The sequence below is a fragment of the Pseudomonas sivasensis genome (genome assembly GCF_021391435.1).
GTDB classification, from domain to species: domain Bacteria; phylum Pseudomonadota; class Gammaproteobacteria; order Pseudomonadales; family Pseudomonadaceae; genus Aquipseudomonas; species Aquipseudomonas sivasensis.
On the sequence record NZ_CP090029.1, the window covers coordinates 1,240,102 to 1,263,455 of the forward strand.

Below are 23,354 nucleotides of genomic sequence, written 5' to 3' on the forward strand. Positions count from 1 at the left end.
CGACAACAGCCTTCTACAAGAGCCCGGCGATGACTGATCTGTCCCGAATCCAAGGGCCTGCCAGTGCGGTAATCCCGACTCTGGAAGGTCGCTTCTACAGGCCTCCGCTGCCTGACGGCTATGTGCTGCGCCCCCGCCTGTGTGAACGGCTGAGCGCTGGTCTCGAAGGACGGTTGCTGCTGGTCAGCGCCCCGGCGGGGTTCGGTAAGAGTTCGCTGGCGGTGGAGTTCTGCCAGAGCCTGCCGGCTCACTGGCAAAGTCTATGGCTTGGGCTGAGCCCTCGGGACAACGACCCGGGGCGCTTCCTTGAGCGTCTGCTCGAGGGGTTGCAACACTACTTCCCCGCACTCGGCGCTCAATCCCTGGGCTTGCTGAAAATGCGCCAGCGTCACCAGCCCTTTGCCTTTGAAGAATGGCTCGATGGCCTGCTTGATGAGCTCGCGGTTCACCTGTCCACGCGCGCGCCATTGTTACTGGTACTGGATGACTATCATCTGGCCCAGGGTCCGGTGCTGGACCGTTGTCTTCAGTTTTTCCTCAACCATTTGCCGGATGGCCTGCTGGTATTGGTCACCAGTCGCCAGCGCCCCGACTGGCATCTGGCACGCTTGCGTCTGTCACGGCACTTGCTGGAGTTGCACGAGCAAGACCTGCGCCTGACCCATGCCGAATCTCAGGCGCTATTGGATCGCCACAGCAGTTCCCTGAGTGGTGAGGCCCTCGACAACCTGATCCGCCGCAGCGAAGGCTGGGTAGCCGGTTTGCGTTTCTGGCTGCTGGCGGCTTCCGAAGCCGGCAACGAAGACGCATTGCCGCAAAGCCTGCACGGTGGAGAAGGGCTGATCCGCGACTACCTGCTGGAGGAGGTGATCGATTGCTTGCCACCCGAAGTGCAGGCGTTCCTGTTCGACACTGCGCCCCAGGACCGTTTCTGCAGCGAACTGTGTGACGCCGTGCGCGAAGCTCATGACAGCGCCGAAATCCTGCGTTATCTGCAAGCGCACCAAGTGTTCCTGGTGCCCTTGGACGAGCAGGGCCACTGGTACCGTTATCATCATTTATTCTCCGACCTGCTGCGCACCCGCCGTGCGAGCAGCAATGTATTGCCAGCCGCCAGCCTGCACCTGCGCGCGTGTCGTTGGTTCAACGCCCAGGGTTTGATCGATGAGGCGGTGGAGCAGGCTTTACGCGCCGGGCACCTCGACGTGGCGGCCAACCTGGTGCAGAACCTGTCCGAAGAGCAACTGCTGGCCGAGCAGAATGTCGGCATGTTGCTGCGCTGGAAAATGGACTTGCCCGACAGCCTGCTGATCAGCACACCGCGCTTGATCGTGTTGTACAGCTGGGCATTGGGGTTGGCCTGCCAGTTGGATGCGGCGGAGGAATTGTCCGCGTACCTCAGTCGCTTCCTGCCGGCGCCCTCGGCCACTGCACAGCGCTCAATGCTGGCCCAATGGCTGGCGCTGAGCGGGATTATCGCTCGGGGCCGAGGTGATCGTGAATTGACTCAGCGCTATTGCAGTGAGGCGTTGGAAAGCCTGCCGCAACGGCGTTACGGCCAGCGCCTGGTGTGTCTGTCGACGCTGTCCAACTTGGCCATCGCCGATGGCGATTTGTGGCGCGCCCGTGGCCTGAACCGCGAATCCCTGGAACTGGCGCAGCGCGTCGGCAACCCTTTGTTCGAAGCCCTGGCCCATTACGACCGCGCGCGGGTATTGCAGGCCCGCGGTGAGATCCTGCGTGCCCTTGATGAAGTGCGTCAGGGCCTGCAACGTTTGCACGGTCTGGCGCCGCAGAGGCTGTATGCGGTGCGTGCGCGACTGTCGTTGTACGAAGGCTATTTGCTGTTAATGCGTAATCAACCTGACGCCGGTATCGCTCACCTGCGGGCGGGTCTGGCCGAGGCGCGCGCCTGTCGCGACATCAGCGTACTGATCGGCCATTGCGTGATCGCCAGCTTCGAAGGGCGGCGCAATGACTTTTCCAAAGCCTTCGCCGAACTCGCCGAAGCCGAACGCTTGATGCATATCTGGGACGTGCCGCCGATCTACTATCTGGCGATGATCACCCTGATCAAATGCGAGCTGTGGCTGGCCCAAGGCCGCACCGATCTGGCCGATGCCTGGTTGACGCGGCTGGGGCAGACTTACAACGGCGAGCATGCTGCCGCTGCGCCGGAATTCCACCCGCATTTGCCGCAACATATCGGGCTGCAACAAGCCGCCCTTGATGCCATTCGTCATCAACCCGACGCTGCTTTGCAACGGCTCGACGAACTGGCGCAACACGCTCATAGCTGTGGGCGGCAGATGATTGCACTGATGGCATTCGCCCAGCAGACGCAGTTGCTGCTGGAATGCGGTCAGGAAGCCAAGGCGCGGCCGGTACTGTCCCGAGCGCTTGAGGCTGGCGCCGGAGGGGCGTTGCAACCTTTCCAGAGGCTGCTGGAAAACCACCCGGACTGGATGCGCGAGCAACTCGGCAAGGATCCCCATGGCTTGCTGAATCAGAGCCTTCTGGCACTTCTGCCTACCGTTGCTGAAGTGCACGCGTCACCTAGTCATGAAAGTCTGAGCGCCCGGGAACTGGCAGTGCTGCAACTCATCGCCCAAGGTTGCTCCAACCAGGAGATCAGCAACCGACTGTTTATCTCCCTGCACACTGTCAAGACTCACGCCAGCCATATCAACAGCAAGCTCGGCGTGGAGCGACGCACTCAGGCGGTGGCGAGGGCGCAGGAGTTGAGGTTGATTGGTTAGCGCTTGACCGTTTGCGGTGAGAGTTTTTTGTGTGAGTAAGCTTCTTGTGGCGAGCGAGCTTGCTTGCGTTGGGCCGCGAAGCGGTCCCAGTCTGTTTTAATAGTGCAATTATCGTGGCGATACTGCCCAACCCCCCAGTTAATTTGCACCAGAGGCCCGTTCATGGAAACCGCACAGCCACCCCTCATACGCGAAACCTTCCCTGTCGGTCCCCTGCAGTGCAACTGCACCATCATCGGCGATCCCATTACTAAAAAAGCCATTGTGGTCGACCCGGGCGGCAACCATGAATTGATCCTGGCCCGCCTGGACGCGCTGGGCCTCAAGGTGGTGAGCATCATCCATACCCATGCCCACCTCGATCACTTCCTGGCATCGGGTCAGTTGAAAGAGAAAACTGGCGCCACCTTGCACCTGCATAAGGAAGACCAGTTTCTGTGGGACAACCTGGAAATGCAGTGCCAGATGTTTCGCGTGCCTTATACCCCCGTGCCGTCGCCAGACCGTTGGCTTGAAGATGATGAAGAGTTAGCCTGCGGCTGTGGCGTTGCCTTGCATACTCCGGGTCACACGCCGGGCTCGATGAGTTTCTGGTTTGCGGACGCCAAGCTGCTGATCGCCGGCGATACGCTTTTCCGTCGTGGCGTGGGGCGTACAGATTTGTGGGGTGGGGACCAGGCCACGATTGTGCGCTCGATCAAGCAGCGGCTTTATACGCTGGACGAGAGTGCCACGGTGGTCACCGGCCACGGACCGGACACGCGACTGGGCGATGAGATGCGCGAGAATCCATTTGTGCGGGCTTGAGGAGGTGAAAGCGGGCTGATGCATGTTTCATGAGGGGTAATCTGTTGTAGTAAAAACGCAGGTCGCGTTCAGGCTGGGTCTGCTACGTTTTCTACAGCGGTAATGCGGGCTAACGTTTCGTTACAGCTGCGCGAGTGTTCACGGAATTTTTGCCATTTGTCGTGTTCCAAACTCGGCAAAGGTCCATTGCCAATGTCCTCTGCACCACAGAATGCAAAAAGTAGGAGCTCTCTTCATGTTCACTCCGCGTCGTCTGCTTGTAGTCGCCACCGCCGTAGCCCTTTTGTCCGGCTGCGCTTCACCTAATCCTTATGACGGCAGCAGCCAGGGACAGGCGAATAATGAATCCAGCGGTATGAGCAAAACCGCCAAGTACGGTGGTCTCGGTGCTCTTGCCGGTGCGTTGGCCGGTGCTGCCATTGACCATAACAACCGTGGCAAGGGTGCGCTGATCGGTGCGGTGGTGGCGGGTGCTGGTGCCGCGGGTTATGGCTACTACGCCGACCAACAGGAAAAGAAACTGCGCGAGAGCATGGCCAACACTGGAGTTGAAGTTCAGCGCCAGGGTGACCAGATCAAGCTGATCATGCCGGGCAACATCACCTTCGCGACCAACTCGGATGCGATCTCCAGCAGCTTCTATCAGCCGCTGAACAATCTGGCCAACTCCCTCAAACAGTTCAACCAAAACACCATCCAGATTGTTGGCTACACCGACAGTACCGGTAGCCGCCAACTGAACATGGACCTGTCCCAGCGTCGTGCGCAGAGCGTGGCCAACTACTTGACCTCCCAAGGCGTCAACGGTGCAAACCTGAGTGCCCGTGGTGCCGGTCCGGATAACCCGATTGCCAGCAACGCCGACGTCAACGGTCGCGCTCAGAACCGTCGCGTGGAAGTTAACCTGGGCCCAATCCCTGGCCAGCAGTACGGCCAGCCGGGCACCCAGCAACAGGCGCCACAGCAGAACAACCAGTTCCAAGGCAACCCGTACTCGCAGTACCAGTAAACAACGGCTAATAAAAAGGGCGCCGTGCAGTCAATGCACGGCGCCCTTTTTTGTGGCTGTCGATTACATCAGTCGATGTATTCGAACACCTTCACGATTTTCTGCACGCCGGATACGCCCTGTACCAGGTTGGACGCACGGGTGGCTTCTGCCTGGGTCAGCAGGCCCATCAGGTAAACGATGCCGTTGTCCGTCACGACCTTGATGCGCGAGCCGGGGATCGCATTGTCGGTGAGCATCTGCGCTTTGATCTTGGTGGTCAGCAGCGCGTCATTACTGATGGCAAGCAGGGTGATCGGATCCATGACCTGCAATTCGTTGTGGACCTTCTTGACCCGCTGAACCGACGCAGCGGCCTGTTCGGCCTGGGCCTTGAGGTCGGCGCGCGGCGTTTGGCCTGCGAGCAGCACCACGCCGTTGAAGCTGGTTACGACGATACGCGACGCACCGTTGCCCAAGTCCGTTGCGGCTTTGGCGACGTTTACTTCGACCTTTGTTTCGATCAACGAGTCGTCAATCTTGCTGCCGAAGGTGCGGGTGCCCTTGTCATCCTGAATAGGGGTGTCACGTGTCGCAGTGATCGCCGTGCTGCAGCCGCTGATGCCGAGGCACAGCGTAATGGCCAAGAGGCCGAGGCGGTTAACGGTCATTCTTCACTCCCAAACAGTTGGCTGTCGATCAGATCGCACAGGCAGTGGATCGCCAGCAGGTGGACTTCCTGAATACGTGCGGTGACATTGGCCGGGACGCGAATTTCAACATCTTCGGGCAGCAACAGCGAGGCCATGCCGCCGCCATCGCGTCCGGTCAATGCTACGACAATCATTTCGCGATCATGTGCGGCCTGGATCGCTTGAATAATATTCGCCGAGTTGCCGCTGGTGGAAATCGCCAGCAGTACATCGCCTGGTTGGCCCAAGGCGCGGATCTGCTTGGAGAAGATTTCGTTGTAGCTGTAGTCATTGGCTATCGAGGTGATCGTCGACGAATCGGTGGTCAAGGCGATAGCCGGCAGGCTCGGACGCTCCCGCTCGAAGCGGTTGAGCAATTCGGACGAGAAATGCTGGGCATCGCCGGCCGAACCGCCGTTGCCGCACGAAAGCATTTTGCGTTCGGTGAGCAAGGCATTAACCATGACCTGACTGGCTTGCTCGATGTGCGGTGCAAGTACGTCCATCGCCTGTTGCTTGGTGTCGATGCTGGCCTGGAAAAGCTGGCGAATTCGGGATTGCATGTCCATCTGTGTGACCTTAATTAGCGCGGCTATTTGGCACAGGAATGTGCAGCCCGCAAAGCAAAGAGCAAAAGTGTGTGGTGAAGATGTCCGGCGAATCAGCTGTCGAAGGCATCTTTGAGCCAGTTCAGATCAGCCTTGCCTGACGGTGTGCTTTCTATGGCAACCACGTCGAAACGGCAGGGGGAGTTGGCCCAGCGATGCTCTTTTTGCAGGAAAAACTGCGCGGCGAGTATCAGCTTCTGACGCTTGCGCCCGTCGATACTGGCGAGCGCGCCACCCCATTGTGCGTGTTTTCTGTAGCGGACTTCGACGAATACTACTGTATCGCCGTCAAGCATGACCAGATCAAGCTCGCCGCGTTTACACAACCAGTTCTGCGCCAGCAGGCGCAGGCCTTGTTTTTGCAAGTGTTGCAGAGCTTGAAGTTCGGCATCCTTGCCGCTTTGCGCACTGGACCTCTCGGGCATCAGCGCGGGGTGTCCGGCAGGCGTTGGATCTCGCCACCGACGAACTTCGCCCATGGCATCTGGCGATCAACGCGCTGGTTGGCGCTGATACCCAGGTTGCCCGAAAGGCCGTCAACCCGTGTGTCCGGCAGGGCCTTGAGCTGGCCAAGGCGTGGCGCGAGGCGGTAGGCGTCGACACCCATTGCATACAGGCGGCCCAGGCTGCCGTTGGCTTGTGGCCATTGCGCCGCAACCTGGTTGCGCAGCGGGTCAGTGGTGTTGAGCAGCCAAGGCGTTTCGCAGAACATCACATTGGTCATATCCAGGTACTGGTTGCGGTCACCGCTGGCGCTGAAAACGTGGGACGTTGCGTAGACCGGTACATCACCGGCGTACTGGAAGTTCAGGGTCGGCTTGATCTGCTGGGCCAGTTGCGGAGTGACGGCCAGGAAGATGAATTCGATGTCCTGGCGACGCGACGGTTGTGCCGCTACGTCAGTACCAACGGTGCTTTGCAGGCTCTTGGCGCGGCCTTCGCTTTTACGCAGTTGGAACAGATCGGCAATCTGCTGGGCCAGGGCGACCGGCTGGTCGACGTACTCGACCCCCATGACGGTGCCGCCGTTGGCTTCCCAATCCTGGCGGAACGCTTTGTAGACGCGCTCACCCCATTCGCCACGGGGCACCATCGCGGCAGCGCGATGCAGGCCGTCGGCACGGGCACGGCGCGAGACTTCGCGAGCTTCGTCTTCAGCGGCCAGGCCGAACTGGAACAATTGCGCTGGACCTTGATCGGTTTCGCTGTAGTTCAGTGCCAGGGTGGTGATCGGCAGTTGCGGGCGCGCACTGAGCTGCTTGACCAGCGGCTTCTCCAGTGGGCCGACTACTAATTGCACGCCGGCAGCCTGGGCCTTGGCGTAGAAGTCGTCGATGGAAGTCAGGCGCGAGCTGTCATAGAACTCGATCACCGGGGGCTTCTGCCCGGCTTGTTCTGCCTGGTAGTGAGCGGCCATGAAGCCTTCGCGCAGTGCCTTGCCCACGGAAGCCAGGGGGCCCTCTTGGGGCAGTAGCAGGGCAATCTTGCTCAAGGGCTGGCTTGCGAGTTCCTTGAGCTTGGTCAGCGGTGTTGGCAACTGCACGGCAGCCGGGTGGCCGGGGTTCTGCGCGCGCCAGGTGTCGATAGCGGCTTGTTGTTGCTCCAGCGTGCCGGCACCCTTGACCGCCTGGGCCAAGGTGATCCAGCCGTCCAGGGTCGGGTTGCCACTGGCTTGCAGCTGTTCGGCAGGTAGTGCGGCAATCAAAGTCCAGATGGCTTCGTGATTGCTTTGGGCTGCATCGCCAGTGAGCAGTGGCGCCATGGCGACACGCTCGCGGGCGGCGTTGAGGGTCTGGCCATCAGCCTCATAAGCACGAGCATGCACGGTACCTGTGCGAATCTGCTGTTCAGTCGGCAGGTCCTTCAGACTTTGCAGGCTAGCGTGGTTCAAGGCAGTCAGCGCAGCCTTCGGCTGGTTGCGTGCCATGGCCAGCTCGGCGGCCAGGGTGCTGGCGAACACTTGTGCTGCCGGCTTGAGGGCATTCAGGGGCACTTGGGCAAGAATTTGCGACGAGCGGCCAGGGTCGTTTTGTTTGTAGGCCATGTCTGCCGCACTCAGGCGCAGCAATGCGGCCTTTTCTGGCGTCTTGGCGGTGGTTGCCTGTTCGAGCAGTTGCTCGATACTGGCATCCGGGGTCCGTGGAAGTTCGCCAAGGCTGGACGAGGGCGAGCTGGCGCAAGCCGCCAGTAAGGCAGCGAGGCAGAGGGCAGAGAGCAGCCGCAGGCAAGCGATCATGTAAGTGTTCCTGATACCGATCAAATTAGCGTGGAATTGTACCCAAGCACTGGCCCAGGCGCGATGTTACTGGTGTGAAACCGTCGATTTAGGTCGTGCAAATGTTGGTATTGGGCTGTTGTAGGCAATCGGCGGCGGAAACGGCATCGACCGTGATGGCATATTTTCAAAGCATCTACGCGCTACAATGCGGCTTTTGCCAACCATCGAGGTGTGCGTTTTGACTGCTCCAGGTCCTTTGAATTCCACTGCAGGCTCGCTTTTTGTCGTGGCGACGCCCATTGGCAACCTGGACGACATCAGTGCCCGGGCGCTGAAAGTGTTGCGCGAGGTTAAATTGATCGCGGCGGAAGACACCCGGCACTCCCAGCGGTTGATGCAGCATTTTGGTATCAGCACGCCATTAGCCGCCTGTCACGAGCACAACGAGCGCGAAGAAGGCAGCCGCTTTATCGTGCGCCTGCTGGCCGGTGACGATGTGGCGCTGATCTCCGACGCGGGAACGCCGCTGATTTCTGATCCGGGTTACCACTTGGTTCGCCAGGCGCGGGCCGCTGGTATCAATGTAGTGCCTGTTCCGGGTGCGTGCGCACTGATTGCTGCATTGTCTGCCGCGGGGCTGCCTTCAGATCGGTTTATTTTCGAAGGTTTCCTGCCGGCCAAAGCAGTGGGGCGTCGTGCGCGTCTTGAAGCGGTAAAGGAAGAGCCGCGTACTTTGATCTTCTACGAAGCGCCGCACCGCATCCTTGAATGTCTGCAAGATATGGAATTGGTGTTTGGCGGCGAGCGCCTGGCATTGTTGGCGCGAGAACTGACTAAAACATTCGAAACCCTCAAGGGGCTGCCGCTGGAGGAGTTGCGTGCATTTGTCGAGGGCGACAGCAATCAACAGCGTGGCGAGTGTGTGGTGCTGGTGGCGGGCTGGACGGCGCCGGAGGCCGAAGATGCGGTCGGCAGCGAGGCCATGCGTATTCTTGACCTGCTCCTCAAGGAGATGCCTCTCAAGCGCGCCGCGGCCCTGGCTGCAGAAATTACCGGTCTGCGCAAGAATGTGTTGTATCAAGTTGCGCTGGATAAACAGAAAGCTGAATAGTTCCGGGGTTAAACCGGTATTCCGTCTGAACGTGATGGCCTTGGTGACTATTATTACTTGTCCTGAGGCCGCCGTGCCGTTAACCTGCGCGGCGGAGAGTCGATTGGACAGTCGCTGCCCTCTATGAAAATTAGGGGGGGGAGGAAAGTCCGGGCTCCATAGGGCGAAGTGCCAGGTAATGCCTGGGAGGCGTGAGCCTACGGAAAGTGCCACAGAAAATAACCGCCTAAGTACTTCGGTACCGGTAAGGGTGAAAAGGTGCGGTAAGAGCGCACCGCACGACTGGCAACAGTTCGTGGCTAGGTAAACCCCACTTGGAGCAAGACCAAATAGGGTCCCAAGGCGTGGCCCGCGCTGGGACCGGGTAGGTTGCTAAAGATGTCCAGTGATGGCCATCGTAGACGAATGACTGTTCAAGACAGAACCCGGCTTACAGATCGACTCTCCACCTTTTTCCTTCTGCCCGAGTCTCGGGCAGAAAACCGGTAATAACGCAAGAATCCTTCCCTGCCAAATCATTGGCAGATGCATCTTCGTAATACCAAAAAAATCTTACTCTTAATAAATTACTTTAACTTTAAGTCGTAGCTCTTTGAGCTATTTGCCCTTATTGGGTCAAAAATACCGCCGAACTCTGGTTTCTCCTGCTTTTACGCTCCTAAATCTCCGTTCTGTAAGGCTTTTCCTTGAATCCGCGCCTTGACGGTGTGGTGGGCGCATTCCTATAGTGTGCGCAAGTGGCGGAAAGTGGCACAAAGTGGGTTTTTTGAACGTAAAACGCTAAAATTTGGAGAAACGCATCTGTGTTTCGCGGAGCTAACGCTATCAGTCTCGATGCAAAAGGCCGTCTCGCCATGCCGAGCCGGTATCGTGACGAGCTGATTTCGCGAAGTTCCGGGCAATTAATCATCACTATCGATGCTGTTGATCCTTGTTTATGTGTTTACCCGCTCGATGAGTGGGAGTTGATTGAAACCAAATTGCGCGCCCTGCCTTCATTGCGTGAAGAAAACCGCCGCCTGCAGCGTTTGCTGATCGGTAATGCCGTCGACCTTGAGCTCGATGGCAGTGGTCGTTTCCTGGTGCCCCCGCGTCTTCGCGAGTACGCCAAGCTGGACAAGCGCGCAATGCTGGTTGGCCAACTGAACAAGTTCCAATTGTGGGACGAAGATGCCTGGGATGCTGTTTCTGCAGCTGACCTGGCTGCTATTCAACAACCGGGCGCTATGCCTGATGAACTGCGTGATTTGATCCTGTGACTATTGATAGCGGCTTTAACCACATCACCGTACTGCTTGACGAAGCCGTTGAGGCTCTCGCCGTACGCGCGGATGGCTGCTATTTGGATGGCACCTTTGGCAGGGGCGGGCACAGCCGGTTGATACTCAGCCAGCTCGGTCCCGACGGCAAGCTCCTCGGGTTCGACAAAGACCCCCAAGCGATTGCCACCGGGCAAGCGCTAGCGGCCGAAGACGGCCGCTTTGTCGTTGTGCAGCGCAGCTTTGCCGAGCTGGGTGCTGAAGTCGCCGAGCGTGGTATGGCGGGCAAGGTTGCCGGGGTTTTGCTCGACTTAGGCGTGTCTTCGCCACAGCTCGATGATCCGGAGCGCGGCTTCAGCTTCATGAACGATGGCCCTCTGGATATGCGCATGGATCCTACCCGTGGCATCAGTGCGGCACAGTTCATCGCCACCGCTCCCCATGAAGAAATTACCCGCGTATTCAAGGAATACGGTGAAGAGCGTTTCGCTGGTCGCATGGCACGTGCCGTGGTGGAGCGCCGTGAAATTCAGCCGTTTGAACGCACCGCCGACCTGGCCGAAGTACTCAAAGTCGCCAACCCTGCATGGGAAAAGGGCAAGAATCCTGCGACCCGTGCGTTCCAAGGCCTGCGCATTCACGTCAACAACGAACTGGGCGATCTGGAAGCTGGTCTTGAAGCCGCGCTGGACGCTTTGGAAGTGGGCGGTCGTCTGGTGGTGATCAGTTTCCACTCCCTTGAAGACCGCATCGTCAAATTGTTCATGCGTCGGTTGGTCAAGGGTGAGTCCGACAACCTGCCGCGCAACCTGCCGGTGCGTTTCGAAGCCTTTGTGCCGAAAATCAAAATCCATGGCAAAGCGCAGTTTGCTTCCGAAGCCGAACTCAAGGCCAACCCACGCTCCCGTAGCGCCGTCATGCGCGTCGCGGAGAAGCTGCGGTGAGCAAGCTTTTTGCCAAGCCCCTGCCGGGCGGCAGCTTCTTTATGTTGCTGCTGTTTGTCGGCGTGCTGGTGTCCGCGATTGCGGTGTCCTACAGCGCCCACTACAACCGTCAACTGCTTAACACCCTGTACGGGGAATTGAGTGTGCGCGACAAAGCGCAGGCGGAATGGGGTCGGTTGATCCTGGAGCAAAGCACCTGGACGGCCCATAGCCGTATCGAAGTTCTGGCCACCGAACAACTGAAAATGCACATTCCGGGCGCGGCCGAAGTCCGCATGGTGGCGCCATGATGAAGCTCGAGGGCGCACTTTATCCATGGCGCTTCCGACTGATGCTCGGGTTGCTGGCATTGATGGTGGGGGCGATTGCCTGGCGGATCATTGACTTGCAGGTCGTCGACCGTGACTTCCTGATCGGCCAGGGCGACGCCCGTAGCCTTCGTCATATCCCGATTCCTGCGCACCGCGGCCTGATTACCGATCGTAACGGCGAGCCTCTGGCCGTCAGTACGCCGGTAACTACCCTGTGGGCCAACGCCAAGGAGTTGCAGGTTGCCAAGGACAGGTGGCCACAACTGGCTGCCGCACTGGGCCAGGATCCAAAAGCCTTGGCCGAGCGCCTTGAGGCTCAAGCCAATAAAGAATTCATCTACCTTGTTCGTGGCCTCACCCCCGAGCAGGGCCAGCAAGTGCTCGACCTTAAAGTCCCCGGTGTCTACGGCATCGAGGAATTCCGTCGTTTCTATCCGGCCGGTGAAACCACCGCCCACATGGTCGGCTTTACCGACATCGATGACCACGGCCGCGAAGGCGTGGAGTTGGCCTACGACGAATGGCTGGCTGGTGTTCCCGGTAAACGACAAGTCATCAAGGATCGGCGCGGCAGACTGATCAAGGATGTCCAAGTCACCAAAAACGCCAAGGCCGGTAAGCCCTTGGCGTTGTCGATTGACCTGCGTCTGCAATACCTGGCCAACCGCGAGCTGCGTAACGCGATCATCGAGAACGGCGCCAAGGCCGGCAGCCTCGTGATCATGGACGTGAAGACCGGCGAGATCCTGGCTATGGTCAACCAGCCGACCTACAACCCGAATAACCGTCGCAACCTGCAGCCGGCGATGATGCGCAACCGCGCCATGATCGACGTGTTCGAGCCGGGTTCGACCATGAAAGCCATATCCATGAGTGCCGCCCTGGAAACCGGGCGCTGGAAACCCAGCGACAAGGTCGAGGTGTACCCAGGTACTTTGCAACTGGGCAAATACACTATTCGTGACGTATCGCGCACCGAAGGTCCGGTGTTGGATTTGACAGGCATCCTGATCAACTCCAGTAACGTGGGCATGAGTAAGGTCGCCTTCGATATCGGCGGTGAAACCATCTACCACCTGGCGCAGAAAATCGGCTTGGGCCAACCCACCGGTCTGGATTTTCCCGGTGAGCGTGTCGGCAACCTGCCGAACTACCGCGACTGGAAAAAAGCTGAGACCGCCACGCTTTCCTACGGTTACGGCCTGTCGGTAACCGCAATCCAGCTGGCGCACGCGTTCTCCGTGCTGGCCAACAACGGTCGCATGGTGCCGCTGAGCCTGATTCACGTCGACGAAGCGCCGAAAGCCACTCAGGTGATCCCGGAAAACGTCGCCAAGACTATGCAAGGCATGCTGCAACAAGTGATCGAAGCGCCGCGCGGCGTATTCCGTGCCCAGGTGCCGGCGTATCACGTGGCAGGCAAGTCCGGTACCGCGCGTAAAACGTCGGTGGGTACCAAGGGCTATGCCGAAAACTCCTACCGTTCGCTGTTCGCCGGCTTTGGCCCGATGAGCGATCCACGTTACGCCATTGTTGTAGTGATCGACGAGCCGAGCAAAGCCGGTTACTTCGGTGGTCTGGTCTCGGCGCCAGTGTTCAGCAAAGTTATGTCCGGCACCCTGCGCTTGATGAACATCACGCCGGACAACTTGCCGCCGACTCAACAAGCGAATGCCGGACCACCGGTTGCTGCAGTCAAAGCCAATGGAGGGCGCGGCTGATGTCTCTTAGCCTGAATAAGATTTTCGCCCACGCTGGTCGCGATCTGCTGATTCGCGAGTTGACCCTCGACAGCCGTAACGTGCGCGCCGGTGACCTGTTCCTGGCGGTGCCAGGCGGCAAGGTCGATGGTCGTGCGCATATCGCCGACGCCTTGCAGCGCGGCGCCGCAGCCGTGGCTTATGAAGTGGAAGGCGCCACCGTGCTGCCGATCACCGACGTGCCGCTGATCCCTGTCAAAGGCTTGGCCAAGCAATTGTCGGACATCGCCGGGCGTTTCTATGGCGATCCGAGCCGCCATCTCAATCTGGTGGGTGTGACCGGTACCAACGGCAAGACCAGTGTGACCCAACTGGTTGCCCAAGCGCTTGACCTGCTGGGCCAGCACTGCGGCATCGTTGGCACCCTTGGCACCGGTTTTTATGGCGCGCTTCAAAGCGGCCTGCACACCACGCCCAATCCTATTGCTGTGCAAGCGACCCTGGCCGACCTGAAAAAGGCCGGTGCCAAGGCGGTTGCCATGGAAGTCTCGTCCCATGGTCTGGACCAGGGCCGCGTAACCGCCCTGGCCTTTGATGTGGCGGTGATGACCAACCTGTCCCGCGACCACTTGGACTACCACGGCACGATGGAGGCGTATGCGTCCGCCAAGGCCAAGCTGTTCGCCTGGAATGACCTGAAGTGCCGGGTTGTGAACCTGGACGACGAGTTCGGTCGCCAGTTGGCCGCGCAGGACAGCGAATCGCGTTTGATCAGCTACAGCCTGCTGGACTCCAGCGCGTACCTGTATTGCCGCGAAGCCCAATTTAATGACGAAGGTGTTCGCGCCACGTTGGTAACGCCCCAAGGCGAACATCACCTGCGCAGCACCTTGCTCGGGCGCTTCAACCTCAGCAACGTCCTCGCCGCTATCGGCGCGCTGCTTGGCCTGGATTACGCCCTGGACGAAATCCTCAAAGTGCTGCCGAAGCTGGAAGGTCCGGCCGGTCGCATGCAGCGCCTGGGTGGCGGCACCCAGCCGCTGGTGGTGGTTGATTACGCCCACACCCCGGATGCCCTTGAAAAAGTCCTCGAAGCCTTGCGTCCTCACGCCAAAGGGAAGTTGCTGTGCCTGTTCGGTTGCGGCGGTGATCGCGATCGCGGCAAGCGTCCGCTGATGGCCGAGATTGTCGAGCGACTGGCCGACGGCGTACTCGTCACCGATGACAACCCGCGCAGCGAAAACCCGAGCCAGATCTTCGACGATATCCGCGCAGGCTTTAAAGACGCGTCCAAGGCTACTTTCGTTGCCGGTCGTGGTGCCGCCATCGCCCAGTTGATCGCCAGTGCCAGCGCTGATGATGTGATAGTACTGGCCGGCAAGGGACACGAGGACTACCAGGAAATCAATGGCGAGCGTCATGCCTTCTCCGATCTGGTCGAGGCCGATCACGCTTTGACCGCCTGGGAGGTTGCCCATGCTTAAAGCGATGAAATTCAGCGAACTGACCCAGGCTCTGTCCGCTCGTATGCTGTCGAGCGATTGCTGCTTCGATGGCGTGAGTATCGACAGTCGCGCGATCAAGCCTGGGCAACTGTTTGTCGCCTTGGCCGGACCGCGCTTTGACGGTCACGACTACCTGAATGAAGTGGCCGCCAAAGGTGCCGTGGCTGCCTTGGTTCAGCGCGAAGTCGCCGACTCCACCTTGCCGCAACTGCTCGTCGCGGATACCCGCTTGGCTCTCGGTCAATTGGGTGCGCTGAACCGTGCTGCTTTTAATAAGCCTGTCGCAGCCGTTACCGGCTCCAGCGGCAAGACAACGGTCAAGGAACTGCTTGCTGGTGTACTGCGTACGCGCGGCCCGGTGCTTGCGACCCGTGGCAACCTTAATAATGACTTTGGCGCTCCGCTGACCCTGCTTGAACTCGCCCCGGAACACACGGCGGCAGTGATCGAACTGGGGGCTTCGCGTATCGGCGAAATCGCCTACACCGTGGCGCTGACCAAGCCCCACGTAGCAATTATCAACAACGCCGGTACTGCCCACGTTGGCGAGTTCGGTGGACCGGAAAAAATCGTCGAAGCCAAGGGCGAGATTCTTGAGGGCCTGGATGCATCTGGCACCGCGGTTTTGAATTTGGACGACAAGGCCTTCGAGACCTGGCGTGTACGCGCCGCCGGTCGCAAGGTCCTGACATTTGCCGTGCTTAACGCAGCGGCTGATTTCCATGCATCCAACATCACCGTCGATGCCCGTGGCTGCCCGTCCTTCACCTTGCACACCCCGCAAGGTGACGAACACGTGCAACTGAATTTGTTGGGCAACCATAACGTCGCCAATGCCCTGGCCGCCGCCGCTGCGGCCCATGCCTTGGGCGTTTCGCTGTTCGGTATTGCCACGGGCCTGGGCGCGGTGCAACCGGTCAAGGGTCGTACCGTGGCGCAGTTGGCAACCAACGGCATGCGTGTGATTGATGACACCTACAACGCCAACCCATCGTCCATTAATGCCGCTGTAGACCTGCTAAACGGTTTTGACGGTCGCAAGGTGCTGGTACTGGGTGACATCGGCGAATTGGGCGACTGGGCTGAACAAGGCCACCGCGAAGTCGGCGCGTATGCCGCAGGCAAAGTCGACGCCCTCTACGCCGTTGGTACGAACATGGCCCATGCCGTGGCTGCCTTCGGCCAAGGTGCGCGACATTTCGCAACCCAGGCCGAGTTGATTCAGGCGCTGGGCACAGCAGAACAAGACAAACACACAACCATTTTGATCAAGGGATCGCGCAGCGCGGTGATGGAAAACGTCGTCGCGGCCTTGTGTGGCTCAAGTACGGAGAAACATTAATGCTGCTGCTGCTGGCTGAGTATCTGCAACAGTTCCACAAAGGCTTCGCGGTCTTTCAGTACCTGACCCTGCGCGGGATCCTGGGTGTGCTGACCGCGCTGTCTTTGTCGCTGTTTTTGGGGCCGTGGATGATCCGCACCCTGCAGAACCTGCAAATTGGTCAATCGGTTCGTAATGACGGCCCGCAGTCGCACCTGTCCAAGTCCGGCACACCGACAATGGGCGGCGCGTTGATCCTGTCGTCCATCGGCATCAGCACCTTGCTGTGGGCCGACCTGCACAACCGCTACGTCTGGGTGGTGCTGCTGGTGACCCTGCTGTTCGGCGCCATCGGCTGGGTCGATGACTACCGCAAAGTGATCGAGAAAAACTCCAAGGGGCTGCCAAGCCGCTGGAAGTATTTCTGGCAGTCGGTGTTCGGCCTGGGCGCAGCGATCTTCCTGTACACCACGGCGCCAAGCGCAGTGGAAACCACCCTGATCATCCCGATGCTCAAGGACGCCAGCATTCCATTGGGTATCGGCTTCGTGGTGCTGACCTACTTCGTGATCGTCGGCTCCAGCAACGCGGTGAACCTGACCGACGGCCTCGACGGTCTGGCGATCATGCCGACGGTGATGGTGGGCGGCGCGCTTGGCATCTTCTGCTACCTGTCAGGTAACGTGAAATTCGCTGAGTACCTGCTGATCCCTTATGTACCGGGCGCGGGTGAACTGATTGTGTTCTGCGGCGCACTGATCGGTGCCGGCCTGGGCTTCCTGTGGTTCAACACCTACCCGGCACAAGTCTTCATGGGCGACGTCGGCGCACTGGCGCTCGGTGCAGCCCTGGGCACCATCGCGGTGATTGTTCGCCAGGAAATCGTGTTGTTCATCATGGGCGGTGTGTTCGTGATGGAAACCCTGTCGGTGGTCATCCAGGTGGCGTCCTTCAAGTTGACCGGGCGCCGCGTGTTCCGCATGGCGCCGATTCACCACCACTTTGAACTCAAGGGCTGGCCCGAGCCACGCGTGATCGTCCGTTTTTGGATCATCACTGTGATTCTCGTACTGGTTGGCCTTGCCACCCTGAAACTGAGGTAGAAACGAGTGTCCCTGATCGCTTCAGACCACTTCCGCATCGTTGTCGGCCTCGGCAAGAGCGGCATGTCCCTGGTTCGCTTCCTGGCGAACCGGGGCACGTCGTTTGCCGTGGCCGATACGCGGGAAAATCCACCGGAGCTGGTCACGCTGCGCCGTGACTATCCGCACGTGGAAGTGCGTTGTGGCGAGCTGGATGTCGAGTTTCTATGCCGCGCAGATGAGCTCTACGTGAGCCCCGGCCTGGCACTGGCGACACCGGCCCTGCAAGCGGCTGCGGCCCGTGGCGTTAAGCTGTCCGGCGATATCGACCTGTTCGCGCGTAACGCGAAGGCGCCGATCGTAGCCATCAGCGGTTCCAACGCGAAAAGCACCGTGACCACACTGGTCGGTGAGATGGCGATGGCGGCCGGCAAGCGCGTGGCCGTGGGCGGTAACCTCGGCACCCCGGCGCTGGACCTGCTCAGCGACGACATCGAGCTGTACGTGATGGAACTGTCTAGTTTCCAGCTGGAAACCACCCATGACCTCGGCGCCGAAGTCGCCACTGTTCTGAACGTCAGCGAAGACCACATGGACCGCTACAGCGGCCTGCCGGCATATCATCTGGCCAAGCACCGGATCTTCCGCGGCGCCAAGCAATTTGTGGTCAACCGCCAGGATGCCCTGAGCCGTCCGCTGATGGGCGAGGGCATGCCCTGCTGGACCTTCGGTTTGGGCAAGCCCGACTTCAAGGCCTTCGGTATCCGCGAAGAGAACGGCGAGAAATACCTGGCCTTCGAATTTCAGAACCTGATGCCAGTGCGCGAGCTGAAAATTCGTGGTGCCCATAATCAGTCCAACGCCCTGGCGGCATTGGCGCTTGGCCATGCCGTCGGTCTGCCATTCGACGCGATGCTCTCCAGCCTGCGCACCTTCGCCGGTCTTGAACACCGCTGCCAGTGGGTGCGTGATCTCGATGGCGTCAGCTATTACAACGACTCCAAAGCCACCAACGTCGGCGCCGCACTGGCTGCGATCGAAGGGCTTGGCGCCGATATCGACGGCAAGCTGGTGCTGATCGCCGGTGGCGATGGTAAAGGCGCAGATTTCAAAGATCTCAAGGCACCGGTGGCTGCGCATTGCCGCGCCGTGGTCTTGATGGGCCGCGACTCCGACTTGATCGCCGCCGCGCTTGGTGACGCCGTGCCACAGGTGCGTGCCACCTCCTTGGACGACGCCATTGCCCAATGCAAAGCCCTGGCCCAACCAGGCGATGCGGTACTGCTGTCGCCGGCGTGCGCCAGTTTCGACATGTTCAAGAACTACGAAGAGCGCGGCCAGTTGTTCGCCCGCGCCGTGGAGGGCTTGGCATGAGCATTGATTTCAGAAACATCATTAAGCCGTACCCGTCGCCGATCATCACCGGGCGTGGCATCGACCTTGATTTCCCAATGCTCGCCGGTTGCCTCGCGCTACTGGGCCTGGGCCTGGTGATGATCACCTCGGCGTCTTCCGAAGTGGCTGCCGTGCAGTCGGGCAACACCCTTTACATGATGATCCGTCACTTGGTGTACCTGATCATCGGTCTGGGTGCGTGCATCGTCACCATGATGATCCCCATCGCCACCTGGCAGCGTCTCGGTTGGCTGATGCTGATCGGCGCGTTTGGCTTGCTGGTCATGGTGATCGTGCCGGGTATCGGCCGCGAGGTGAACGGCTCGATGCGCTGGATTGGTTTCGGCGCGTTCAACGTGCAACCGTCGGAAATCGCCAAGGTGTTCGTGGTGATCTATCTCGCCGGTTACCTGGTGCGTCGTCAGAAGGAAGTGCGCGAAAGCTGGATGGGCTTCTTCAAGCCATTCATCGTGCTTCTGCCCATGGCCGGCCTCTTGCTGATGGAGCCCGACTTCGGCGCCACCGTCGTGATGATGGGCGCGGCCGCGGCGATGCTGTTCCTCGGCGGCGTGGGCCTGTTCCGCTTCAGTTTGATGGTGGTGCTGGCAGTGGCGGCCGTGACCATCCTGGTGCAGGCGCAACCCTACCGGATGGCGCGTCTGATTACCTTTACCGACCCGTGGTCCGACCAGTTTGGCTCCGGATATCAATTGACCCAGGCGTTGATCGCCTTTGGTCGTGGTGAGTGGCTGGGCGTTGGCCTGGGCAATAGCGTGCAAAAGCAGTTCTACCTTCCGGAAGCCCACACCGACTTCGTGTTCTCGGTACTCGCCGAAGAGTTGGGCGTGGTTGGTTCGCTGTGCACCGTCGCGCTGTTTGTGTTCGTGTGCGTACGCGGCATGTACATCGGCTTGTGGGCCGAGAAGGCCAAACAGTATTTCGCCGCCTATGTGGCGTACGGCTTGTCGTTCCTGTGGATCGGCCAGTTCTTGATCAATATCGGTGTGAACGTCGGCCTGCTGCCGACCAAGGGGCTGACCTTGCCGTTCCTCAGTTACGGCGGCAGTTCGCTGGTGATTTGCTGCGCCTGTCTGGGCTTGTTGCTGCGCATTGAGTGGGAGAGTCGAACCCACTTGGGCAGCGAAGAGATGGAGTTCAGCGAAAGCGACTTCGCCGAGGAGCCGACCCATGGGCGCTAATGTGCTGATCATGGCTGGCGGCACTGGGGGCCACGTATTCCCAGCCCTGGCGTGTGCGCGCGAGTTCCAGAACCGTGGCTACACCGTGCATTGGTTGGGCACGCCGCGCGGTATCGAAAACGAATTGGTACCGAGTGCCGGCTTGCCGTTGCATCTGATCAACGTCACAGGCCTGCGCGGCAAAGGCAAGTTGTCCTTGCTCAAGGCACCTTTCGTCTTGCTCAAGGCGGTGTGGCAGGCGCGCAAGGTCATCCGTGAATTGCAGCCAGTGTGTGTGCTCGGTTTTGGCGGTTATGTAACCGGCCCTGGCGGCGTCGCGGCCAAGCTCGCCGGTGTGCCGGTGATCGTGCACGAGCAGAACGCTGTGGCCGGCACCGCCAACCGCTTGCTGGTGCCGTTGGCTGCGCGGGTGTGTGAAGCGTTTCCCAACACTTTCAGTGTGTCGGATAAGCGCCGTACCACCGGCAACCCGGTGCGCACCGAGCTGTTTATGGACATCGCCCGCGAAGCGCTCGCGGGTCGCAAGGCGCACCTGCTGATCCTGGGCGGAAGCCTGGGCGCTGAGCCATTGAACAAATTGCTACCGGAAGCGGTGGCGCAACTCCCTGTGGAATTGCGCCCGGAGATCTTCCATCAGGCCGGCAAGAACCACGATGAAATCACCGCCACGCGTTATCGCGAAGCCGGTGTCGAGGCGAACGTACAGCCTTTCATCAAAGACATGGCCCATGCCTATGGCTGGGCCGACCTGGTGGTTTGTCGCGCTGGTGCGCTGACCGTCAGTGAACTGGCCGCCGCCGGTCTGCCGTCCTTGCTGGTGCCTTTGCCCCACGCCATCGACGATCACCAGACCCGCAACGCCGAATATTTGGCCGGGGAGGGCGCTGCCTTCCTGCTGCCGCAAAGAACGACTGGCGCCGCCGATTTGGCCGCACGCCTGACCGAGGTTTTGATGCAACCGGAACGACTCAACAACATGGCGAGCACCGCAAGCCGCCTGGCCAAACCTGACGCAACCCGCACCGTGGTGGATATCTGCCTGGAGGTGGCCCATGGTTGAGAATCAGAAAGCCATGCCACAACCCGAGATGCGCCGCATCCGTCGCATCCACTTCGTCGGTATCGGCGGCGTGGGCATGTGCGGCATTGCCGAAGTGTTACTGAACTTGGGCTACCAAGTGTCCGGCTCGGACTTGAAAGAGTCGCCGGTCACCGAGCGCCTGAAGTCGTTTGGTGCACAGATTTTCATCGGCCACCGCGCTGAGAACGCCGCTGAGGCCGACGTGCTGGTGGTGTCCAGCGCCGTGAACACTTCCAACCCGGAAGTGGCCACCGCCCTTGAGCGCCGCATTCCCGTGGTGCCACGTGCCGAGATGCTGGCCGAGTTGATGCGTTATCGCCACGGCATCGCCGTCGCCGGTACCCACGGCAAGACCACCACGACCAGCCTGATCGCTTCGGTGTTCGCCGCTGGTGGCCTGGACCCGACCTTCGTTATCGGTGGCCGCCTGAATGCAGCCGGCACCAATGCCCAGCTCGGCACCAGCCGCTACCTGATCGCCGAAGCCGATGAAAGCGACGCGAGCTTCCTGCACCTGCAACCGCTTGTGGCCGTCGTGACCAACATTGACGAAGATCACATGGCGACCTACGACGGTGACTTCAACAAGTTGAAGAAAACCTTCGTTGAGTTCCTGCATAACCTGCCGTTCTACGGTTTGGCCGTGGTATGCCTGGACGATCCGGTAGTGCGTGAAATCCTGCCGCTGGTCAAGCGTCCGACCGTGACCTACGGCTTCAGCGAAGACGCCGACGTGCGTGCGATCAATGTGCGCCAGGAAGGCATGCAAACCTTCTTCACCGTACTGCGTCCTGACCGTGAGCCGCTGGATGTGTCGGTGAACATGCCGGGCAACCACAACGTATTGAATTCCCTGGCGACCATCTGCATCGCTTCCGATGAAGGCGTCAGCGATGAAGCCATTGTGGAAGGCCTGTCGCGTTTTGCGGGTGTCGGCCGTCGCTTCCAAGTCTACGGCCAACTGCCGGTAGAGGGTGGCGACGTGATGCTGGTGGACGACTACGGTCACCACCCGACTGAAGTTGCCGCAGTGATCAAGGCCGTGCGCGGTGGTTGGCCGGAGCGCCGCCTGGTGATGGTCTACCAACCGCACCGCTACAGCCGGACCCGCGATCTGTATGACGACTTCGTCAATGTATTGGCCGATGCCAACGTGCTGCTGTTGATGGAGGTTTACCCGGCCGGTGAAGAACCGATCCCGGGCGCCGATAGCCGCAAGCTGTGCAACAGCATTCGTCAGCGTGGTCAGCTTGACCCGATCTACATCGAGCGCGGTGTGGACCTGGCACCGATCGTCAAACCGCTGCTGCGCGCTGGTGACATTCTGCTGTGCCAAGGCGCAGGTGATATCGGCGGCCTTGCCCCTAAACTATTGGCGAGCCCGCTGTTTGCCGCCGAGAAGGGGAAGTCGAAATGACCACTGACTACGGCTCCCTGTTTTCGACAATCGCGCCAGCCGACTTCGGCCGTGTGGCGGTGCTGTTCGGCGGCAAGAGCGCCGAGCGCGAAGTGTCGCTCAAGTCCGGCAACGCCGTGCTCGAAGCCCTGCAAAGCGCCGGCGTGAATGCGTTTGGTATCGACGTGGGCGATGACTTCCTCGCCCGCCTGCAGGCCGAAAAGATCGACCGCGCCTTCATTATTCTTCACGGCCGTGGCGGTGAAGACGGCAGCATGCAGGGCCTGCTGGAATGCGCCGGTATTCCTTACACTGGCAGTGGCATCCTCGCCTCCGCACTGGCCATGGACAAGCTGCGCACCAAGCAGGTATGGCACAGCCTGGGTATTCCAACCCCGCGTCACGCTGTTCTGTGCAGCGAAGACGATTGTATTTCTGCAGCCAAGGAACTGGGCCTGCCTTTGATCGTCAAACCAGCCCATGAAGGCTCCAGTATCGGCATGGCCAAAGTGAACTCGGCCGCCGAATTGATCGACGCATGGAAAGCGGCAAGTACCTACGATTCGCAAGTGTTGGTGGAACAGTGGATCCAGGGTCCCGAGTACACCATCGCCACCCTGCGTGGCCAAGTATTGCCGCCTATCGCATTGGGCACGCCCCACACCTTTTACGACTACGACGCCAAGTACCTGGCATCCGATACCCAGTATCGGGTCCCGTGCGGCCTTGACGCAGCCAAGGAACAGGAATTGATGGACCTCACGGCGAAGGCCTGTGAGGCGCTGGGTATCGCCGGCTGGGCGCGGGCAGACGTGATGCAGGATGACCAAGGGGAGTTCTGGTTCCTGGAAGTCAACACTGCGCCGGGCATGACCGACCACAGCCTGGTACCTATGGCCGCTCGCGCAGCCGGCTTGGATTTCCAGCAGTTGGTGCTGGCAATTCTTGCCGCCAGCATTGAGCCAAGAGGCTAAGGAC

20 protein-coding genes and 1 other RNA gene are annotated in these 23,354 nt (G+C 60.0%); 17 read left to right on the forward strand and 4 right to left on the reverse strand.

The genetic code is table 11. The annotated features are described in order from the left end of the window. Nucleotides 1-29: 29 nt before the first annotated feature. The 3 genes from LRO94_RS05515 to LRO94_RS05525 all read left to right on the forward strand — a co-directional run bounded on the left by LRO94_RS05515 (nt 30) and on the right by LRO94_RS05525 (nt 4,575). Nucleotides 30-2,759 (forward strand): LuxR C-terminal-related transcriptional regulator, encoded by a 2,730-nt coding sequence (locus LRO94_RS05515; RefSeq protein WP_122752421.1) that lies wholly within the window; start codon nt 30-32, stop codon nt 2,757-2,759. A 162-nt stretch (nt 2,760-2,921) separates the two neighbouring features. Next, on the forward strand, nt 2,922-3,566 hold the full coding sequence (locus LRO94_RS05520; RefSeq protein ID WP_095183863.1) for an MBL fold metallo-hydrolase: 645 nt from the start codon (nt 2,922-2,924) through the stop codon (nt 3,564-3,566). A 235-nt stretch (nt 3,567-3,801) separates the two neighbouring features. Continuing rightward, the gene (locus LRO94_RS05525; protein ID WP_032886310.1) at nt 3,802-4,575 is read left to right on the forward strand and encodes an OmpA family lipoprotein; all 774 of its coding nucleotides are present in this window, start codon (nt 3,802-3,804) and stop codon (nt 4,573-4,575) included. Nucleotides 4,576-4,643: 68 nt separating this feature from the next. Here the strand turns inward: LRO94_RS05525 and LRO94_RS05530 are convergent, their stop codons facing one another. The 4 genes from LRO94_RS05530 to LRO94_RS05545 all read right to left on the reverse strand — a co-directional run bounded on the left by LRO94_RS05530 (nt 4,644) and on the right by LRO94_RS05545 (nt 8,090). After that, nucleotides 4,644-5,225 carry a BON domain-containing protein gene (locus LRO94_RS05530; RefSeq protein WP_032886311.1) on the reverse strand — a complete coding sequence of 194 codons (582 nt, stop codon included), beginning with the start codon at nt 5,223-5,225 and terminating at the stop codon, nt 4,644-4,646. After that, on the reverse strand, nt 5,222-5,815 hold the full coding sequence (locus LRO94_RS05535) for a phosphoheptose isomerase (protein ID WP_032886312.1): 594 nt from the start codon (nt 5,813-5,815) through the stop codon (nt 5,222-5,224). The genes LRO94_RS05530 and LRO94_RS05535 overlap by 4 nt, the downstream gene beginning before the upstream one ends. 92 nt (nt 5,816-5,907) lie before the next feature. Continuing rightward, nucleotides 5,908-6,279, reverse strand: coding sequence for a YraN family protein (locus tag LRO94_RS05540; RefSeq protein ID WP_032886313.1), 372 nt, complete (start codon nt 6,277-6,279; stop codon nt 5,908-5,910). After that, complete coding sequence (locus tag LRO94_RS05545) at nt 6,279-8,090, reverse strand: penicillin-binding protein activator (RefSeq protein WP_179179509.1); 1,812 nt, start codon at nt 8,088-8,090, stop codon at nt 6,279-6,281. Before LRO94_RS05545 ends, LRO94_RS05540 begins: the two co-directional genes overlap by 1 nt. A gap of 187 nt (nt 8,091-8,277) precedes the next feature. On the opposite strand from LRO94_RS05545, the gene rsmI reads away from it, so the two are divergent. The 14 genes from rsmI (at nt 8,278) to LRO94_RS05615 (ending at nt 23,350) form a co-directional block, all read left to right on the forward strand. Continuing rightward, nucleotides 8,278-9,183, forward strand: coding sequence for a 16S rRNA (cytidine(1402)-2'-O)-methyltransferase (gene rsmI / locus LRO94_RS05550; RefSeq protein WP_163033157.1), 906 nt, complete (start codon nt 8,278-8,280; stop codon nt 9,181-9,183). Nucleotides 9,184-9,278: 95 nt separating this feature from the next. Continuing rightward, an RNA gene (gene rnpB, locus LRO94_RS05555) (RNase P RNA component class A) lies at nt 9,279-9,632 on the forward strand. A gap of 354 nt (nt 9,633-9,986) precedes the next feature. Next, nucleotides 9,987-10,442 carry a division/cell wall cluster transcriptional repressor MraZ gene (gene mraZ, locus LRO94_RS05560; RefSeq protein ID WP_003171868.1) on the forward strand — a complete coding sequence of 152 codons (456 nt, stop codon included), beginning with the start codon at nt 9,987-9,989 and terminating at the stop codon, nt 10,440-10,442. Next, nucleotides 10,439-11,386, forward strand: a complete 948-nt coding sequence (rsmH, locus tag LRO94_RS05565; RefSeq protein ID WP_032886315.1) for a 16S rRNA (cytosine(1402)-N(4))-methyltransferase RsmH — start codon at nt 10,439-10,441, stop codon at nt 11,384-11,386. Before mraZ ends, rsmH begins: the two co-directional genes overlap by 4 nt. Further along, nucleotides 11,383-11,676 carry a cell division protein FtsL gene (gene ftsL / locus LRO94_RS05570; protein ID WP_003216203.1) on the forward strand — a complete coding sequence of 98 codons (294 nt, stop codon included), beginning with the start codon at nt 11,383-11,385 and terminating at the stop codon, nt 11,674-11,676. Before rsmH ends, ftsL begins: the two co-directional genes overlap by 4 nt. After that, nucleotides 11,676-13,418 (forward strand): peptidoglycan D,D-transpeptidase FtsI family protein, encoded by a 1,743-nt coding sequence (locus LRO94_RS05575; RefSeq protein WP_163033163.1) that lies wholly within the window; start codon nt 11,676-11,678, stop codon nt 13,416-13,418. Before ftsL ends, LRO94_RS05575 begins: the two co-directional genes overlap by 1 nt. Beyond that, nucleotides 13,418-14,881 carry a UDP-N-acetylmuramoyl-L-alanyl-D-glutamate--2,6-diaminopimelate ligase gene (gene murE / locus LRO94_RS05580; protein WP_179179508.1) on the forward strand — a complete coding sequence of 488 codons (1,464 nt, stop codon included), beginning with the start codon at nt 13,418-13,420 and terminating at the stop codon, nt 14,879-14,881. The genes LRO94_RS05575 and murE overlap by 1 nt, the downstream gene beginning before the upstream one ends. After that, nucleotides 14,874-16,244 (forward strand): UDP-N-acetylmuramoyl-tripeptide--D-alanyl-D-alanine ligase, encoded by a 1,371-nt coding sequence (locus tag LRO94_RS05585; protein ID WP_179179507.1) that lies wholly within the window; start codon nt 14,874-14,876, stop codon nt 16,242-16,244. The genes murE and LRO94_RS05585 overlap by 8 nt, the downstream gene beginning before the upstream one ends. Then, a complete protein-coding gene (gene mraY / locus LRO94_RS05590) occupies nt 16,244-17,326 on the forward strand; it encodes a phospho-N-acetylmuramoyl-pentapeptide-transferase (RefSeq protein ID WP_032886319.1) in 1,083 nt (360 codons plus the stop codon). The genes LRO94_RS05585 and mraY overlap by 1 nt, the downstream gene beginning before the upstream one ends. 6 nt (nt 17,327-17,332) lie before the next feature. Next, nucleotides 17,333-18,679 (forward strand): UDP-N-acetylmuramoyl-L-alanine--D-glutamate ligase, encoded by a 1,347-nt coding sequence (gene murD / locus LRO94_RS05595; protein WP_032886320.1) that lies wholly within the window; start codon nt 17,333-17,335, stop codon nt 18,677-18,679. Continuing rightward, nucleotides 18,676-19,899 (forward strand): putative lipid II flippase FtsW, encoded by a 1,224-nt coding sequence (gene ftsW / locus LRO94_RS05600; RefSeq protein ID WP_032886321.1) that lies wholly within the window; start codon nt 18,676-18,678, stop codon nt 19,897-19,899. Before murD ends, ftsW begins: the two co-directional genes overlap by 4 nt. Beyond that, the gene (gene murG / locus LRO94_RS05605; RefSeq protein WP_032886322.1) at nt 19,889-20,959 is read left to right on the forward strand and encodes an undecaprenyldiphospho-muramoylpentapeptide beta-N-acetylglucosaminyltransferase; all 1,071 of its coding nucleotides are present in this window, start codon (nt 19,889-19,891) and stop codon (nt 20,957-20,959) included. Before ftsW ends, murG begins: the two co-directional genes overlap by 11 nt. Then, a complete protein-coding gene (gene murC / locus LRO94_RS05610) occupies nt 20,952-22,397 on the forward strand; it encodes a UDP-N-acetylmuramate--L-alanine ligase (protein WP_032886323.1) in 1,446 nt (481 codons plus the stop codon). Before murG ends, murC begins: the two co-directional genes overlap by 8 nt. Continuing rightward, on the forward strand, nt 22,394-23,350 hold the full coding sequence (locus LRO94_RS05615) for a D-alanine--D-alanine ligase (RefSeq protein WP_099601151.1): 957 nt from the start codon (nt 22,394-22,396) through the stop codon (nt 23,348-23,350). The genes murC and LRO94_RS05615 overlap by 4 nt, the downstream gene beginning before the upstream one ends. Nucleotides 23,351-23,354 lie beyond the last annotated feature (4 nt).